The organism is Vibrio barjaei, assembly GCF_001639065.2.
GTDB lineage: Bacteria > Pseudomonadota > Gammaproteobacteria > Enterobacterales > Vibrionaceae > Vibrio > Vibrio barjaei.
On the sequence record NZ_LQXO02000006.1, the window covers coordinates 146768 to 164761 of the forward strand.

General features: G+C 45.9%; 11 protein-coding genes. 4 read left to right on the forward strand and 7 right to left on the reverse strand.

The window, feature by feature from the left end:
* Nucleotides 1–18 precede the first annotated feature (18 nt).
* Entirely contained in the window at nucleotides 19–1746 is a 1728-nt protein-coding gene (locus AWH66_RS03365; protein WP_063605728.1) for an aspartate:alanine exchanger family transporter, read from the forward strand.
* A 209-nt stretch (nucleotides 1747–1955) separates the two neighbouring features.
* Nucleotides 1956–3191: a methyl-accepting chemotaxis protein gene (locus AWH66_RS03370; protein WP_063605726.1), complete on the forward strand. Its 1236-nt coding sequence runs from the start codon at nucleotides 1956–1958 to the stop codon at nucleotides 3189–3191.
* 98 nt (nucleotides 3192–3289) lie between these two features.
* Here AWH66_RS03370 and AWH66_RS03375 read toward each other — a convergent pair whose 3' ends face one another.
* The 5 genes from AWH66_RS03375 to AWH66_RS03390 all read right to left on the reverse strand — a co-directional run bounded on the left by AWH66_RS03375 (nucleotide 3290) and on the right by AWH66_RS03390 (nucleotide 7422).
* Nucleotides 3290–4585 carry a DEAD/DEAH box helicase gene (locus tag AWH66_RS03375; RefSeq protein WP_063605723.1) on the reverse strand — a complete coding sequence of 432 codons (1296 nt, stop codon included), beginning with the start codon at nucleotides 4583–4585 and terminating at the stop codon, nucleotides 3290–3292.
* A 281-nt stretch (nucleotides 4586–4866) separates the two neighbouring features.
* Nucleotides 4867–5412 carry a DUF2799 domain-containing protein gene (locus tag AWH66_RS03380; RefSeq protein WP_063605721.1) on the reverse strand — a complete coding sequence of 182 codons (546 nt, stop codon included), beginning with the start codon at nucleotides 5410–5412 and terminating at the stop codon, nucleotides 4867–4869.
* Between the two features lie 144 nt (nucleotides 5413–5556).
* The gene (locus AWH66_RS26275) at nucleotides 5557–5757 is read right to left on the reverse strand and encodes a DUF3955 domain-containing protein (RefSeq protein ID WP_083399944.1); all 201 of its coding nucleotides are present in this window, start codon (nucleotides 5755–5757) and stop codon (nucleotides 5557–5559) included.
* Nucleotides 5758–6091: 334 nt separating this feature from the next.
* A complete protein-coding gene (locus AWH66_RS03385; protein WP_063605719.1) occupies nucleotides 6092–6472 on the reverse strand; it encodes a DUF2061 domain-containing protein in 381 nt (126 codons plus the stop codon).
* A gap of 308 nt (nucleotides 6473–6780) precedes the next feature.
* Nucleotides 6781–7422: a Crp/Fnr family transcriptional regulator gene (locus tag AWH66_RS03390; protein ID WP_063605717.1), complete on the reverse strand. Its 642-nt coding sequence runs from the start codon at nucleotides 7420–7422 to the stop codon at nucleotides 6781–6783.
* A 275-nt stretch (nucleotides 7423–7697) separates the two neighbouring features.
* Between AWH66_RS03390 and AWH66_RS03395 the strand changes: the two genes are divergently transcribed.
* Both AWH66_RS03395 and AWH66_RS03400 read left to right on the forward strand, forming a co-directional pair.
* Nucleotides 7698–8840 carry an OmpP1/FadL family transporter gene (locus AWH66_RS03395; protein ID WP_240495595.1) on the forward strand — a complete coding sequence of 381 codons (1143 nt, stop codon included), beginning with the start codon at nucleotides 7698–7700 and terminating at the stop codon, nucleotides 8838–8840.
* Nucleotides 8841–8915: 75 nt separating this feature from the next.
* Nucleotides 8916–9626, forward strand: coding sequence for a ShlB/FhaC/HecB family protein (locus AWH66_RS03400; RefSeq protein WP_063605713.1), 711 nt, complete (start codon nucleotides 8916–8918; stop codon nucleotides 9624–9626).
* 62 nt (nucleotides 9627–9688) lie between these two features.
* Here the strand turns inward: AWH66_RS03400 and AWH66_RS03405 are convergent, their stop codons facing one another.
* Nucleotides 9689–12433, reverse strand: coding sequence for a sulfide/dihydroorotate dehydrogenase-like FAD/NAD-binding protein (locus AWH66_RS03405; protein WP_063605711.1), 2745 nt, complete (start codon nucleotides 12431–12433; stop codon nucleotides 9689–9691).
* Between the two features lie 2 nt (nucleotides 12434–12435).
* Entirely contained in the window at nucleotides 12436–17433 is a 4998-nt protein-coding gene (locus AWH66_RS03410; protein WP_063605709.1) for a 2-oxoacid:acceptor oxidoreductase family protein, read from the reverse strand.
* Nucleotides 17434–17994 lie beyond the last annotated feature (561 nt).

Genomic DNA, 17994 nt, shown 5'->3' on the forward strand with positions numbered 1-17994 from the left:
AATGTAGCAGGTGAGATCATGTCTTTTCTTTTTAATTACTTATCTGAAAACCCATTTGTATTTCTATTTCTATCACTCGCGATAGGGTACCCATTAGGACGTATTACCGTTAAAGGTGTGAGCCTTGGTACAACGGCAGGTACATTGATTGTTGGTGTTGCATTGGCGTTGACCTCTTTCTCAGTTTTTGGATTAAAAATTGAGGAGCCGGGGCTAGTGTCGGACATCTTCTTAATGATGTTTATGTACGCCATCGGCATGAAAGTAGGCCCTCAGTTCTTTTCCGGACTGGCAAGAGGTGGCTTAGATTTTGTCGTTATAGGGCTAATCGTTGTCTTTAGTAACTTTGCCATCGTTGTGATTGGCGCCAAGCTAATGGGATTAGAGCCCGGATATGCGGCAGGTATCATTTCTGGAAGTTATACCGTTACCGCAGTAATGGGCGTAGCGCAATCAGCCATTACCTCAGGGGCTTTTGTGCCGCCAGCGGGAATGAGTGCAGATCAAGTGAGCGCGAATATCGCGGCAGGCTATGCCATCAGCTATGTGTTGTCGACAGTTCTTATTATATTGCTGATCAAATACTTACCTTCTATGTTTGGTATTGATCCAGTAAAAGCTGGTAAAGATGCCGAGAAAGAATTCTCTACTGGTGATGATAACGAGAAACTCCCTAGCACCTTTGGCTTTTCAGACGTTGGTGCGTTGCCTATTGATGTTCGTGCCTACAAGGTGACCCATGAAGAGTTGGTAGGGCGCTCGGTCCAAGATCTTTATAAACATTTCCCCGATGCAGTGGTGCTAAAAGTCGTGCGGGGCGATGAAGTGTTGGATGCTTCAGAGAACCCAACGTTACAGTTAGGTGATGTCATCGGTGTTCGTGGTGAATACAGCGCTCTTATCAAAGAAGGTGAAGCAGATATTGGCAATGAAGTTGACGAACCTCGAGCGCGCAATGTCGATATTGAAGTTGCTGACATCCATGTGGGTAAATCAGAACATGCAGGTAAAACTATTGCTCAGTTGCATGCTGAGGTGGGTTTTGGCGTGTACTTCAAAGCGCTATTTCGACAAGGTCATCAACAACCACTATTACCTAATACAACAGTAGAAGTGGGTGACGTTGTTCGTATTGCAGGCTCACAGTGGTGCGTAGAACAAACGGCTTGTCAGCTGAATAGTGTGCCCATTGTAGAAAGCACAGTCACCGAAACATTCTACTTAGCGTTAGCATTGCTAGTGGGTTATGTGTTTGGCCACTTGAGTGTGACCATTGCCGGAATCCCATTTGCATTGGGTACATCTGCTGGTTGTATGCTTACCGGGATCGTGTTCTCGTTCTTGCGAACTCGTAACCCAGCCTTTGGTGGCCCAATGAGTGAAGGAGCACGAAGCTTCTTGCAAGATATTGGTCTTAACTTGTTCGTAGCGGTACTTGCTGCAACGGTTGGGCCTAAAATCCTTGCCTCATTTCAAGGCATTATCGTGATTAAAATAGCCTTGCTGGGTGTAACTGCAGCACTGGTTCCACCACTATTAGCTTGGCTATATGGATTGTACATCCGAAAGATGAACCCAGCCATTCTAGCTGGAGCTTGTGCTGGTGGTAGGAATAGTACGCCTGCAATGAAAGGAGCTCAAGATGCCACCCAAAGTGACATGCCGGCGATTGGCTATCCAGTGCCGTATGCGCTGACTTCCGTTATCGTGTTAATCCTTGGCTATATCGCAATGGTTATCAGCTAGATGGCTATTAGCTAATAGTTCTATGAGTTGAATACAATACTAATGAGAAGCGGCACTCTTTGTGCCGTTTTTTCTTGTGCCATTTATGCGTGCCTCATAAAACCGCAGGCATCATAAAACTCGTACTCCAATATCAGAATAAGTTGACACTATCGGCTAAATCCTGCTCAATATCCTGACCGTAAGGTCAGAAAATCAAGGGAATGGAAATGAGTGATATTGAGATTGGCTGGCGAGATAGGCTGTTTATGAACATCAGTATGCCAGTAAAAATGCTGTTACCGGGCATTGTAGGTTGCTTGGGTATTGTCGTTCTATGTATATCAAATTTGTACGCTTTAGGCTTGTTATCGGGCGGCGATAGCATTCAATTGCTACTATCGCCTGCTGCGATTGTCGTCTTTTCAGTGGTAGTCGTTGGGTTAGTGCTGTTCTTATCCACCGGTATTTCTCAGAATATTTTGCCGCTTCTCAAACACATTATTGACACTATGCAGCAGGTTCAGCGCGGTCAACTTGATCACCGAATTGGCTTTTCAGGACAAGACGAGTTCGGCCAGATTGGTTCGGCTGTCGATAGCACTCTCAATAAACTGGTTTCTCTTATCAATGACGTTAATGGTTCAGTTGAGCAGCTTCAGCGTTGTACTCACCATATCGAAAGTGCTTCTTCGGATTTAGATGTTTTGTTCAAAACGCAGGTGACTCAGCTAGCCGATACCACGTCAGACATCAACAATATTCAAGTGGCGATAAGTCGTGGTGAGCAAGAAGCACAGCGCAGTCTTGATGCGAGCCAGTCCATCTCCAACCAGTTCTTAGCGATTCAAGAGAACAACCAACAACTAACTAAAGATGTCGATCAACTCAGACATGAAATGGCAGAAGCGAATCAATCAAGCAATGTGTTGACCGATGTTTCGATGAAGGTTCGGGATGTTTTGCATGTGATTACTTCCATCTCTGAGCAGACGAATTTGCTTGCGCTAAATGCGGCCATTGAAGCCGCTCGGGCTGGCGAAGCTGGGCGGGGTTTTGCAGTCGTTGCGGGAGAGGTTAGAACCTTATCGGAGAATACCCAAAACGCAGTGTCGGAAATTCAAACCATGACCAAACAGCTTATCGATACGGCGAGTACGTTGGTGTCAGCTATTGCGAAAAGCGAGAGCAGTGTGAGTGAAATATCTCAAGTGACCACGCGGTCCACGGCCAGCTTTGACGATATAACCGTTGCTTATAACCAGCTTCTGGCATTGAATGAACAGATCTGTAACGACTCGGTAGAAACACTGCACCTATGTGAGCAGTCTATCGACAGTTTAGAGATGGTGAATAAGTTGGCGCTCGACTGCACCAAAAGTACCGACAATGTCGTGCGTGCTAAAGATGAGCTGGTGACGATATCGGACTGCTTGGATGCTTCATTGGAGTCGATTGCGAAATAGCAGAGTAGCGATGGCGACAGAGATAGGTCTACAGACAAACAAAAAACGCAGCGTTTAACGGCTGCGTTTTTTGATGGTGCTTGCTAGTGAAGCTGCGATTAATCTTTTAGGCGAGTTGTTTTACTAGACTTGTTTTTGATCGCTCGCATCAGACGTAGTCTGCGCTCTGCAGAGCCTTGCTCGTTAGCATTATTCGTGCGACCTTGGCGGTCTTTGTATGCTGGTTTAGTGTGCATTTTCTGTAGCAAAGCATCGCGGTTTGCTGGCTCGTAACCTGCAAGTTGGATACGCTTAATGCGGTGTTGAATTAGATTCTCAATCTGAACCAGTGTCAGTTCTTCTTCACGACTAACAAAAGAGACGGCATGACCTTGCTGACCTGCACGGCCAGTACGACCAATTCGGTGCACGTAGTCTTCAGCTAGGAATGGCATGTCATAGTTTACAACATGTGGAAGTCCTTGAATGTCTAAACCACGAGCCGCAACTTCTGTCGCCACCATCACGCGTGCTTTACCGGTTTTAAATTCTTCCAGAGCACGACGACGAGAGCTTTGTGCTTTATCACCATGGCATAGCACCGCTTTAATACCATCAAGCTTTAGCTCTTTTACGACCTCATTCGCGGTCTCTTTGTAGTTTACGAACACTAAAACTTGTTGCCAGTTTTTACGACCGATAAGTTCGGAAAGTAGTTCGATCTTGCGCTCTTCGTCTACCGGATAAACAACGTGAGCTACCGTATCCGCCGTTGAGTTTTCTGCATTCACAATAATGCGTTTTGGTTTATGCAGCAGATCTTGCGCTAAGGCATTCATCTGAGGTGATGATGTCGCGGAAAACAGCATAGTTTGTGGCTGGCTGCTGATACTAGTCATGATAGTGCGAATTGCACTAATGAAGCCCATATCCAGCATTCGGTCTGCTTCATCGAAGACTAGGAACTCAAGATTGGCAAGTTTAACGTTACCAAGCTCCAAGTGCTCAATAAGACGACCTGGAGTCGCAACCAGAATGTCGACACCAGCTTCAAGTTTGCGCTCTTGAGACGACATTTTCGCACCACCAAACACGGCGGCAACTGACACGTCGACGTATTGAGTGTAGCTCTCGATGTTATTAGCGATTTGATCCACTAACTCACGAGTTGGCGCCAGAATAAGTGCACGTACCGCTCCACGAGTGCGAGCCTTTGGAGTATCGACAATCTGTTGAATAATTGGCAAAGAGAAAGCGGCGGTTTTACCTGTGCCGGTTTGAGCGTGTGCCAAAATATCGTGTCCACGACGAGCATGTGGTATCGCTTGTTGTTGAACTGGAGTGAGTTTTTCATAACCACACTCTGTCAGTGCTTGCACGATCTCGGATGAAAAACCTTGTGATAAAAATGACATTCGTTGTTCCTAAAAGCAGATGGCGGTATTTGGTGTTTCTCGTTAACCAATCAACAAAATGATTGTTGACCAAAAATACGGTCGGTGATTATAGAAGAATAATTGCTGCCTGTGGTGACTAATTTTGGTTGTTTGAGTAGAAATTGTACAGTTATTAGGCTAACAATCTGAAAATTATTACGATATGACGGCAGTCAATCCGAATTTGAGTGGGGTTTTTATCGTTAAAAGGTAAGCCTCCCTCTTTGTGAGAGGAAGGCTTTGGGTTGCAAGAACTCAGCTTAAAATGAGATATTGAAATTATGTTGTACGGTTAACCCGAGTAGATGAGAACGCTCTGACACTAAATCTCGCTTTTCATCTTCTAGACGTTTGCGCTCATCATGATTTTCGCTTGGTGTCGTTCTTAACTTATCTTCGATAGTACGTAACTCGGTTTCAATCTGTTTAAGGCGCTGATCGCGTTGCCTAGCTTGTTTGCCCAACTCATAGTTTTTGAGAAAAGACTCGCCCGGACACACATAGTAGTACTGCTGTCCCTCATAACCCACCTTGTAACCATTATCCGGTGAGCAGTACAGCCCCGTCCCTACTTTGAACCCCTTTGACCATTGTTCTCTATCGGGAAAAACAGCGGCTTCACTACAATCACTGATATAACTATCAATCATTTTAGGGCTATGACCGTTAAGTCCATCGCTATAACCAACTTGATACCAGTCAGCGTTGTTACACTCTTCAATAGACATACTGGAACAACCAGAAAGCGTAATAGCTAGCGCAGCGACAAGCCATTTAATGTCTAAACTTTTTAGTCCGATATACATATAAAATCCAAAACAGTGAAAAAGAAAAATAGTGCTAAAGAGTCGAAAGTTACTTAATCAACAATGCTCTTCGTCAAGCTTATTAAGTAACGATCCATTCATTGAGATTGGGTGAAGGCATTGGTTTATTTTGTTCTGTCTGTTTTAACGACGTCGACGGTTCAAGGTAATGAGCCAGCTAATTGCTGAACTAAAGAGTAATAGCCAGAATAGGGCAAGAAATCCAAAATTCTCTACAAGGACGCCTGATTGATCGACATAAGAATCGCTCATAAGAAAGATAGCTAAGCAGAGGTTTGCCAAGCCAAATAGAATGAAAGTTAACCTATATTTTTTACAGTTCATTACCTAGCATCCTTGCCACGTCTTGTCGTCACTCCAACTTTTATAGGGAGCAATATCACCAATTCTTATTGTATCACCTAGGGTAATTTTTGATCTGTAACCGAATGTACTAGCGGTGTCATGAAACGTAGTTGTCTTTCGTAGGTGAGGAGTCTAAGTGGGTTTGCCAGTGCTACGGCGATTAGAAGTGGAGCGTTGCGTTTGCAGCAACGGCTTATCTGACACTAGAAGAGTAGCAGGGAAGTCATACAAACAGGTAGGATAGCGACCTCGGTATGGCGTACAAAATGTATGAACGACTTCCTCTCATTGTGCTGGTATAGCTTTGAGGTGATTAATGCGCGAAGCATGTGTGCTGGTGCTTCCTATTCCAGGACTTTTCGTGGAAAAAGTACGCGATGGTATTAATCGTTGGCTCTAATGTTGCCATGATACCACCCGCCAACACATCACCCGTTAACAAGTAAACGACACCAAACGCCACACTAAAGTGTACGGTCGCAAATGAAGCTGTCTTAATGGTTTCGTTATTTCTCAAAGCTTGAAGGCGTTGGTTTTTGTCCCAAACACGTTCGTGAAAGTAAAACGCAACCGTATTTACGGCAGGTTCAAGCATCGCAATCATACTCGCGATTAAGATTTCTCCGGTTAGCGCGTAAGCAACCGTAAAGGCAATAGTAAAATGGATAGCGGCAAATCGAATCGTCTTAATCATGGGATGTATCACTCAGTTCAAATCTTATGGTTCCATTATGTCGAACTGGTAATGAGAATTAAAATCAATTAAAACTCTTCTATTGATAGGTAATACCTATATTGTCGTTGTTGAGTTATTTTACACAGATGCACTGCTAGTGCACCTAAGGAAGAAAAACTAGCACATACTAAAGCGACATTGACCTTAGTACTATTCTTGTGCTGAAGCAGGGTAAATGTATGAAGGAGCGCTAGATATCTTCTGATGTACAAGCACTGGCGCTCCTTCAATTCCATGTTTTAGTAGACTCATGTTCTAGTAGATAGTCAGGCTGCGATAGATTTTGTTTCGATTAAACGAAAACCGAGCTCATTCCTTTCTACTTTTCCAGCGGCAATTGCTTTACTCATATAGCTTCCGACGGTGTTGCGGGACATATTAAGTAATGAAGCGAGAGTAAGAATATTTAGTGGGATAGACCCATCGTAGGTCGCTGAACTGATCGCTTCCATCGCCAGACGAATCTTCAAATCGGTATTTTTTTCGCCGCGTAGACGAAATAGTGTTAAGCAAAAGCGCTGTTTCTTTGCCAAAGAGAAGTTGATCATTTTTGAAAAACTACAGCAAGAATCCATCAATTCTTTGACGTCCTCAAAGGGTAACAGTAGTACGGTACTGTCGGTCACGGCTTGTATATCAGACTGAGCACCTTCACCTAAAATCAATGGCACATCATTGATAAGGATGCCGGGGGTAATCAGGTCGTACTTTAAGTTAGTGCCCTCATCGATAGTGGGGTAAAAACCTAATACGCCCTGTAAAGGGATAACGATATCGCTCACACTTTGATACTGGAAGAACAGAAATTTATCCTTGGGAATGGTGACAACTGCGCCACGCTGGATAAGTTGAGCTGCAAGTTCGTCGCTCGCGCGGTATATCTCTTTAAGTATCTTCTGGACTGACATTTTAAGCCTCTCAAGAACGGGATGAGCGCTATTCCTTAGCTTCTTGGGGGGTGTATGTCTGTAATTATAAGAGGGCCAAGACGGTGAATAAATAAGCCGTTGGTTATATAAAACATAAACGCAGTTTATATTCTTCAACCTTTTCGATAACGAGGAAGTTTGACCAATTGCCTACGTCGCTTTTCGTTACAAGCTATTACCATGCACTCATAGTGCACCTTTGGATTGCTGATTTGACTATGATTTGCGCCATCCGAATCTGTGAGTTGCAAACGATGAACAAAAACCTTTTGGCAGTCGCTCTGGCTGTAACCTTCTCTTCGTCCACATTTGCTGGCGGTATCTTACTTCACGAAGTGGCTACCTTTGATAGCGTTTCTTCCGCTGGTGTAGGGAACTCATCTAATCGTACTGATGCAAGTGCTGCGATTACGAGCCCTGCTGGTCTAACGGCGATAGATGACAATAGTTTTTCTATTGGTGTTCAATATTTGGATGCCTATACAGAGCATAATGGCAAAGGCCCTGCTGATAACAACCTTTCGACCAGTGGTAAAACACGTTCTTTTGTACCGAGTTTGGCCTATGCGCAACGTGTAAACGATAGTTGGGTACTAGGCGCATCATTACATGGTGATGGTGGCCTCGGGATGGAGTACGACGAAGGCTTGGTTGGTGGAGGTATTGTTGACTCTATATCACAGGAAGCACTTAACCTTCAGTTGGCTGCGGGTTATCAAGCGAACGATAAATTGTCGTTGGGTGGTGCAGTTGTCATACAGCATCTAATGACATCTTTCGAGACAGGTAATGCTACTAATATTGATGCATCTGGTAACTCTACGGCATTAAGCTTTATGCTCTCGGCAATGTATGACCTTTCTGAATCGACGTATTTATCTGCTAACTATAAACATCGTGTTAAGCATGATTCTGCTGATATTGATGTCTCTGTTAATGGGAATGACATCAACCCGATTGAGCAAGATCTAACTTGGCCATCGCGTTTTGATTTAGGTCTTCAACACAAAATCTCTGATGAGTTAACCTTCAAAGCTATGACTGGTGTGGAATTTTGGTCACAGTTTGATGACGCTGCAAACAACGTTTATAGCTTAGGTACAGCACTCGCGTATTCTCAAAACGATTGGACCTACCAAGGTGGTATTCGTTACGACTCGAAAATGTACGACACTGACAAAATGACTCCTGCGCTGCCTATTGGAGCAAACTGGTCGTTAGGTCTTGGCGCAGAGAAAGAGCGTTCAAATGGACATCGAATCGGTATCGCATACCAATATCGCAATATGGGCACTCAAGACGTCACCTACACTGGCCCTACAGATACGATTCCTTATTTTACGGGCAGTGTGGACACCAACCGCATTCATGTCCTAAGTATCAGCTACGCCTACTAACCTAGTGAGCTAACCGTAAATTGGCCTCTCACCGTTGTGAGGGGCATTTTTGTTTTTAATGAGAAATAAAGCGTTATGAAAAAGAATGGTCTGTTTTCATCGGTTGTCAGAGCTTTTGGCTTTGTTACCGTTGTTGGATTATTGGTGGTGACAGGAGTTTCAGCCAAAGAGAAACATCATGAAGATCCAACCAAGATCGTTACCAAAGTAGGTGCTGGCTATTCAGACTCTGCGTTTGTGTCTGGCTCAATTGGCCTTGATGAAGCGAGGATGATAAATGCTCGATACAATGAAACCGGAGAATGGCGCTTAGGCGGCTCATGGCTATTTGATTTGGGGATCGTAAACTTCAACTTTAGCCGCACTGATTATGAAAATGATAGCTATCGCAACAACTACAGCATTGGTACCTACATTCCTCTAAGTTACTTTGATATTTCTCCGGCAGGGTGGATGTTATTTCCCATGGCGGGCTACAGCTATAACGATGGAAAAATGGCAATGCCTTCGGAAGAGGTGGATAACGAATACGTACTGATGCGAAGCCAAAGTCATGGCGGTTATTTGGGAATGTTTGGTGTTCGTCCAATCGATGACTCGGATTGGAGCGTACTCGGGTTCGCTGGTGGCTCGATTGGTTCGGATAATTACCGCGGTTATTGGGGCGGACTTGGCCTTAGTTACAAGATAAACAAAAACGCATCGTTTAATTTCTTTGGAATGTTATCGGAGGACGATTATGGAACCAATAATAAACTGGCAGGATCGGTGAGTTATGAGTTTTAACGTCGAACGGTGTAGATAAACGAAATGAAAACGGCGGCTATCATTGATAGCCGCCGTGTCGTTTACTCCTCAATAAACTTGTGCTTTATCTGACTCTCTCTTTCCTGCGGTTTGAACTGATTAAACCTAGGTAAGAACTTGTCCCAATCGATCACATGGCTGTTGATCTCTGGGCCATCGATACAAGCATGTTTACGAATCAATTTTCCATCTTCCATCACTGGGACCATACACGCGCCGCACATACCGGTAGCGTCTACCATGATAGAGTTAAGGCTCGCCACGCACTCCACTTTGTACTCTAAAGTTAAGTCGCTCACAGCTCTCATCATGAGTGGTGGACCTATAGTAATGACTTCCGCGATAGGTTCGCCTTGTCCGGCTTGATGCTCATCTAGGCGGTCTTTTAGAGGGGTAGTGACAAACCCTTCCACACCAAAGCTGCCGTCATTACTGGTATAGATGACTTCCAGTAAATCAGGGTAGAGCGCTTTGAGTGTTTCGACTTTATCACCTTGCTCAGTCCAGAATGCTTGGGGTGCGCCTCTAAAACCGGAAATCAAAGTGACTTTGTTACCAATTTCGAGATGTGCGCGCATTATAGGATGAACAGCGGGAAGACCCACACCACCTGCGGTGAAGTAGACTCTGTGATTATCTTGGTGCACGACGACTTTACTTGCTTGACCTAATGGGCCTGCAATTGCCTCAAAGACATCGCCTTCTTGCATTTGGTTGATAAGTTTAGAGCTGCTTCCTAGGCCTTGAATGACTAATTCAATCGTCCCTTTCTCAGCATCCCAATCGGCGAGTGTCAGTGGAATGAGCTCGCCTTTTTCATCGGCAAGAACTCGCACAAACTGACCGGGTTTTGCGGAGCGGGCGATAAGTGGGGCGGTAATGGTAAATTCGACAATCTCATCGGTAAGTTGACGACGTTTGACGATTTTGGCTGGCATTTGCCCAAGTTCAGTGTAATTGCTTGCCTGCGCGACTAACCCTTCGACTTCTTTTAAATTGAAGTCTAGCGTACTCATGATTTCACGAGCGGCTGCTTGTCCATCACCTGCCGCTTTAATGGCTGTTGAGCCACCACGAGTCGCATCACCACCGCTATAAACACCAGCAAGCGAAGTTTCTTGCGAGCCTTTATTAAGCAGCAAGGTACCCCATTTCGAGGTGTTAAGATCTGGGTTGGCGTCTTTCATTATAGGGTTAGAACTATTACCCAGAGCCATGATGGCGAAATCGACCTTCATTAGCTCCGTTTCCCCGGTTGACTGCGGTCTGCGACGGCCTGAGGCATCTGGCTCACCTAGTGCCATTACGTCTAAATCGGCAGTAGCCAGTACGTGGTTTTTGTCCCCATTAAACTGACAAGGAGAGCGTAGCTCTTTGAGCATAATACCTTCTTCTAACGCATGATGTAGCTCTTCCACACGAGCTGGCATCTCTTGTTGCGTTCGACGATAGACAATGGTCACGTTAGCGCCAAGGCGACGAGCGGTTCGCGCAGCGTCCATTGCGGTATTACCACCACCGATGATCATCACCTCTTTATTGTCCATCTCTGGCATAGGGGTCTCATAGTCAGGGAGGTTGGCGTGCATTAGGTTGACGCGAGTTAAGAACTCATTCGCTGACATGATATTAAGTAGATGCTCACCCGGAACGTTCATGAAGCGCGGTAGCCCTGCACCAGTGCCGACAAACACTCTCACAAAACCTGCACGTTTGAGGTCCGCTAGAGTGGCAGTTTTACCAACGATGTAGTTAGTGACAAAGCGGCCTCCGAGCGCTTTGATTTTTTCTACCACGTCATCCACTAATTGGTTCGGTAGACGGAACTCAGGGATGCCGTAACGCAGTACGCCTCCTAGTACATGGAATGCTTCAAAGACCGTCACCGGGTAACCGGCTTTCGCCAGTAGGTAAGCATTGATTAACCCAGAGGGCCCAGAACCTACAATAGCAACTGGCGGTTTGCTAGCGGCAACCCAAGGGTTACACGCCACAGGCTTAGGCGGCTCACCATTAGAAAGCTCGCGCTCCCGTTGTGGTAAGAACCACTCCAATTGACCGATCTCAATCGGTCTATCATTGTGAGTACATACACCTTGGCATTGAAGCTCCTGTGGGCAAACTCGACCCGTAACATTTGGCAGAGGGTTGGCGTCGCGTATTAGCTCAAATGCTGCTTTAAAACGGCCTTCGCCCATCAAATTCAACACTTCCGGTATGTGGATCTTAACCGGACAGCCTCCATCGGCTTCTTCTGCAGGGTTGCCGTCGCGGTCGCACATAGGGACACCGACTTCACAAGGTTTGTCTTCACACTGCTTGTCGCGAAGCACTTCAAGCCACACAAACAGCTCTACTTCGCGCAGCGAATAACCCAGTCCCATGTAGCCAAGGTAGCCTTGGCTCACTAGATCGAAGTCTTTGCGGCGTTCTTCCGCAGGACGAACGTAAGGAGGAATGTTATTGCTGCCCGGCCAACCTTCAGATAACCCTTTAAACATAGGGTATCGTTCTGAAAGGTGCAGATCTAAGCCTTTAACAAACGTCCGCTTTTGCTTCAGTGGAATACGCCACAGATAACGCTGTAGTGCGGTACTAAGATCGTTGCCCGCAAGCAACAGATCCCATAGCTTGGTGGTGAACTCTGCCGAAAGGTTACCGCGTTTCAGCGTGTCCTGGATTAGCTGTTGACTCTCTTCGATGATCATTTGCTGGAAGCGCTGTGGATTTTGGTCCATGCGCTTTAGCATAAGCTCCCTTTGAGATTGAGTAAGTAAAGCGACCATAACTACACCTCCACCGAAGCAGGAGCGTTAAAGTGAATGATTTCAGCATCACACTCATCGGCGATTCGTGCGGCACGTTTCACTAACTCATCAGTGAGCTTCACTTTTGCCAATGAACCTGGAATGACTTGGCTAATCACTTTCGCTTCGCCATTCTCGACCACGGTTGTTTTCTCAAACAGTTCACTCAGCTGTTGGTAGCAGGTCTTGCAATCGGTACACAGACATTTTTCGTCTTCATTGATCGCGACAAGAGGTTGCGATTGCCCATCGGCTTTCGCAGGTGCGTAAGTGGTATCGATTTGTGTCACTGGAATGCTACTGGTTGGTGTTGCCACCATTGCAAGTTCTGCTAGTCCATTTGCGATGGACTCAATCGTTTGTTCATTGTTGTCCAAGGCTTGTTGATATCGCAGTTTCCACTCTTCGATCTGTTGCTGATAACCTCCCTCGATCTGCGCTATATGCTGTCCACTTAGCGTTTGCAGCATATGCCAGTTGCGAAGACGCTCTTCACTCAGTGCCACTAACGACGGCGAAACAGAGAGCTGCACCAAATGTTGCTGTTTATCGGTAGACCAGATAAACGGTACTTTATCTGCGCGTTCTTGAACGCTTAGGTTGAGATAATCAGCAAGCTCCACGGCGTTGTTGTTGTCGCTGAATAACGCAAAGTGTTTCTTGAATCGACCCTCATACAACGCGAAGTCTGCGGCGGTAAATGGCACTTGTTTAAGTTGGGTCATGCCATCGTTATCTAGGTAGCTGATGGTATGAGTTGCCCAGTCCTGATCCAGTTCAGGGTTACCTTCAATAGAGAAGCGCTCTGCTAAAGTTTCACCTTTACGTGGGTCGTGAACAAATACCGGACTCATGCGGCTCTCTACGGCTAAGCGAGAGTGTCGCGTGCTGGCATCATCTGCGATACCGTGCTCACCCATACACGGGGTATAAACATCAAACAGTGCTGGTGCATCTTGATAATTCAAGTACTCCATCAAGTTCGACATAAAGTGACCTTGTAATGCTGTTGAGGTTTGTACCACCATGACCTTCGGATGGAAGGTAGCAATAATTCCTAGCTCTTTACGTGCTTCTTCTTTACCGCTATGAGCACTGCCGAAACGGCTGAGGTCGGAATCTTGCGCGGTGAAACTTGCTGTGGACGCTTGTCCGCCAGTATTAGAGTAGCTCCCCGTATTCAACACAAAGATCTTAATCGGAGTACTGGTTGTTAAGAGTCTAGAAAGTGCACCAAAACCGATATCATAGGTTGCGCCGTCTCCACCGATGCTGAATACCGTTGGCATCAGTGCCAGTTCTTGATCGGACAACTGACTCCACTCAAGGTAACGAAGCTGACGATCGTGAATCTCTTCATCGTACATATCTTCTAACTCGAGTTTAGCGGTGCGCAGTGCTTTGAACTGTTCAAGTTGATTGGCGGCTTCACCCTCAAACAAGCCTTTCGCGACAGCTGGGGTATCTTGGAACAAGCTGTTAACCCATGGGTCGTTGTATGGGTTCGCAGGGAAGGTAGAGGCATAGACGCTACTGCAGCCCGTGGCGTTAGCGATAAGTGCATCAGAAGGGCCATTTCCAGTTGGGCCATGTTCGAATAGGAACAAGCGTTTTTCTAGCGTTTCAATAGTGCGAACTAAACGCTGGGTTCTGCTATTTTCACTATCTTGTTCAACGATTACATCCAACTTGTCTTCAAGCTGCTCAATCATAGACTCAAGGTTCTGTATATGAGCTTGATAGCGCTGCTGTTGCAGTGCTCGGTTAATGGAGGTGACGAGTCTTAAGGCTGTAACCTCACCACAACCGCGACATGCGCCGTGGCCAGAACTCATTGCATAGTAGTTGCTGCGGTCGAGTAGCAAACGTTTTGACTCTGAGGCGTCTTTCACACCTTGTTCAACAAAACGAGTAGGCGTATTTGGCATATTCGCTAGCGTGTTGAACAGTTCGTGCATTTGCTGGTTCATTTCGGTGGTTTGACGAACTTTTTCTAACGCATTCGGGCCGCAAACGTCGACACATTCCATACAGCCGCTACATTTGCTTGGATCGATAGCCACAGAGAACAAACCGCCACTTCCTGGTACCGCTTTTTCCATCGTATCAAAGAATGGCTTGGTGCGGCTTACTGGTAAGGATTCTAATGCCACGCATAGCGCTGCCATTTGCAAGGCGATAGGCTCTTCAAAGGTCATGGAATCCACAACTTTTGATACGACTTGATGCAGTGGCTGTGATTCCCCTTTTGCCGAGCTGCGATAGTGGTGGCGTACTGCGTCCAGAATTGGCGGCATTTTTGCTTTTAAACTGTCGCGTTGTACAGGTGGAATGTTCAGTTTGTCTATCGCCACATAGGCAATGTCGTGCAGTTCATGCACCGCGTTAGGAATAGCGCCATCTGGGCAGGCAATAGTACATTCCATACAGCCAGTACACTTATTCGCATCAAACTTAGGTACGTTAAGTCTAAAGAGCCCTTTATCTTTAGTGATAGCGCTGGCAGGAGGCAAGAACATACCAGAACCCGGGATAACAGGAGCTTCGCCAATGGAGCCATCAACGTAGCGCTTACCTGCGATATTATTGAAGTAAGAAGGGTCAAATAATCCGCAGCTGGCTTGTGCTGGTTTTTGGGTTTCGGTTTGCGCTAGCGTTTCATTGATTTCTACATTGTCATTAAATGCACTGTAATTGACGTGTTGTGTTGCGTGCATGCCTTCACGAATCACTGCCATGTTACTGGCAACGACTTTCTCGCCTTTTGAACCAAATTTCTTGGCGATTTGCTGGGTAATGCGCTCTAACATCGCCGATTCGTCAGCACCTTGGGTAACTTGTTTTGCGTGACCACACAAGGCTCCGATAAAGGCGATACCCATCATACGGATTTCTAAATCAGCCGATGGCGCTTGCTCACGCGCTACCTTGAACGCATCAACAATGTAGAAGTTGATGTTGTTGTCACGAATGAAATGACGAGCACTCGCAGGGATCTCTTGCCAAACTTGCTCTGGTTCATGATGAGTTTGCAAAATGAAGGTGCCGTTTTTGCTTAGCCCCGCCAGTGGATTGGTGTGCATAAACACTTTATGGTCGGGTGAAAGAACGACTTCGACCTGTTGTAGTTCGGCGTTGGTAATTTTGATAGGTTCTGGAGAAAGCGTAATAAAGAAGTTGGTTGGTGCGCCACTTTTCTCAGAGCCATATTTCGGCATGGATTTCGAGTGCAGTCCTAATGCACCAGAAAGAATGTCCGTCAGTAGCTTACCTGTTGCGATAGTGCCGTACCCACCGACAGAGTGGAAGCGTACACGCATTGCCGATTCAGGCAACAGGTTAGGGTTTTCACCCGTTTCTAAAGCCATCAGCTCAGTATCGGGATAGGCAGAGCGCAATCTATCTTGAATCTGTTTCAGCTCGCCCGTTGCTTGTTTGTCGAAGAACTGGCTGCCTAAGTAGAAGAACGGCTTAATGTTCTCCGAGCGCATGTTATCGAAAGCAGCGATCAAGTGTTTAGGTTGCAGGTCGTGACCACCAAGTCCGAAGATACCAGTATTGATCATTGGTATGTTTGTTAGCGCTTTGATGCCATTGTGGCGAGGGTAGTGGGCATTCTCTTGCGCTTTAAATAGCGCTCTAGAGATACGCGCAGTTAAGCGTGTTTCGTCGCAACGCTCTAACACTGTTACTGCAGTTTTCCCTGCAAGTTTCTCGACGATTTGCGCTTCAGGGAATGGGTGTAGCTGTTTGATGGAGATGACACCGACTTTTTGACCTTGTTCTCTGAGGTGCAAAGCGACGGCTTCAGCGTCATCCGTGACCGAGCCTAAACCGACAATGACGTATTCTGCGTCATCACATAGATAATCCATGACAGGCTCATAGGTGCGACCCGTTAGCTCGCCATATTCACGCATGGCTTGCTCGATAAACTGTGGAACATCACTTAGGAAGTGGCTGCGATGGTCGACGATACCCGCTTGGTAATCTGGCTGATTTTGCACACCACCCGTCAATCCTGGATTATGCGGATCCATCAGTGCTGGTACACGTTGACGCGTATCTTTTTCATAAGCGTTGAGCCAAGCACGTTGCCATTTTTTCAATAGTGCTTCGGGTAGGTAAGCGCTGGTGGATTCAACCCATTCGCCTTGCGTGTCTTTTTCTATCGCTGCTTCATTAGCTGTAATATAGCCTCTTAAGTCAGCTAATTTTTCAGGCCAGAACTGGTCTTGGTATTTGTCGATAAATTGATTGAGTTGCCAGACGCGCCCTTTGGCACCATAAAGCATTCTCTGAGCTTCTGTAGGGGCGAGAATTCGATCGGTTGGGTTACCAAGATATTGTTTAAGTAATTCCGGCTCGGGTAGTTGAACTTCACTTTGAATATGGCTGGTTGCAAAGCCATCCATGGTATTGGCGACAGGAATAAGTGACAAGGCACTGACGCGATACGAAATGGCTGCAAGGTCGGCTGCTTCTTGGGCATTACTCGCAAATAAGGTGGTGTATCCCGCAGACAACAAGGCGTAGACGTCATCATGTCCCGCCATCACATTAAGTGAGTGACGTGAAACTGAACGCGCCGCGACATGAAGCACAAAGCCTGCGGCTTTCTTACCCACGGTCACATAGTGTGATTCAAGCCCGTATAAAATCCCTTGGCTTGATGAGGCGTTGGAAATGTACTTGCCCCCTGTTAGCGCAGCGCCTAATGCGCCACTTTGCGCAGAGTGCTCACCTTCAGGCTCGAAGAAGAATGGGTGTTGCCCCCAAACATTGCAGCCGCCTTGAGCTCTAAAGGCTTCATACAGTTCGGAAATCTCGGTAGAAGGGGTGATTGGGTATCCTATTACTCCACCACAGACGTAATCCATAACATGTGCGACAGCACCATTGCCGTGGATTACAGTAGTCAGGCCGGGATAGGATGGGGTGTTGTGGTGCGCATTGCTCCCTTGGGTCATCGTAGACATAAGAGGTTGCTCCTTGGTATATGGTTTTATTATTAGTTCGACTTCCTTAATGCGTCGATTCTTTACTCCTCACCAAATACTTCATGGCTAGTTGCCAGTTTGCACCTTATCATTCAGAGCATTTGGTGATGAACCACATAAACCTAGTGACCGCTCTCGAGATGACCATCTGATGCTTATGCGTTAAATACTACACCAGTTGCAAAGACAACTTTGCTCGTATGTTCACAAAATCAACACAATTTATGTGGTTATAAGGGCGAGATAGAAGGAGAGGTAGGTGAGTCTTATCCGTCGATGTTCACAATAAGAAAATAACGGCATTACATGTGGTTAGGTGAGCAATAACCTATTGAAAATGAGGTGGTTTAATTAGTACAGTTCAAGTTAATATCTTTGGTTTAAAAACGGTCGCTTCGATATATATTCAATAGTCTATTTAAATATGCCTACAGTGTAATATAGGAGAGTTTAATTATTCATAGAGGGGTTAATTAATAAAGTTAAAGGCATCAACATTAACTATCTGATATCTGGAATTATGTTTGAAATGAATGTGAA

Coding starts and splice junctions, on each gene's coding strand:
- AWH66_RS03365 (WP_063605728.1), top strand. CDS start 19: ATGTCTTTTCTTTTTAATTACTTATCTGAAAACCCATTTGTATTTCTA.
- AWH66_RS03370 (WP_063605726.1), top strand. CDS start 1,956: ATGAGTGATATTGAGATTGGCTGGCGAGATAGGCTGTTTATGAACATC.
- AWH66_RS03375 (WP_063605723.1), bottom strand. CDS start 4,585: ATGTCATTTTTATCACAAGGTTTTTCATCCGAGATCGTGCAAGCACTG.
- AWH66_RS03380 (WP_063605721.1), bottom strand. CDS start 5,412: ATGTATATCGGACTAAAAAGTTTAGACATTAAATGGCTTGTCGCTGCG.
- AWH66_RS26275 (WP_083399944.1), bottom strand. CDS start 5,757: ATGAACTGTAAAAAATATAGGTTAACTTTCATTCTATTTGGCTTGGCA.
- AWH66_RS03385 (WP_063605719.1), bottom strand. CDS start 6,472: ATGATTAAGACGATTCGATTTGCCGCTATCCATTTTACTATTGCCTTT.
- AWH66_RS03390 (WP_063605717.1), bottom strand. CDS start 7,422: ATGTCAGTCCAGAAGATACTTAAAGAGATATACCGCGCGAGCGACGAA.
- AWH66_RS03395 (WP_240495595.1), top strand. CDS start 7,698: ATGAACAAAAACCTTTTGGCAGTCGCTCTGGCTGTAACCTTCTCTTCG.
- AWH66_RS03400 (WP_063605713.1), top strand. CDS start 8,916: ATGAAAAAGAATGGTCTGTTTTCATCGGTTGTCAGAGCTTTTGGCTTT.
- AWH66_RS03405 (WP_063605711.1), bottom strand. CDS start 12,433: ATGGTCGCTTTACTTACTCAATCTCAAAGGGAGCTTATGCTAAAGCGC.
- AWH66_RS03410 (WP_063605709.1), bottom strand. CDS start 17,433: ATGTCTACGATGACCCAAGGGAGCAATGCGCACCACAACACCCCATCC.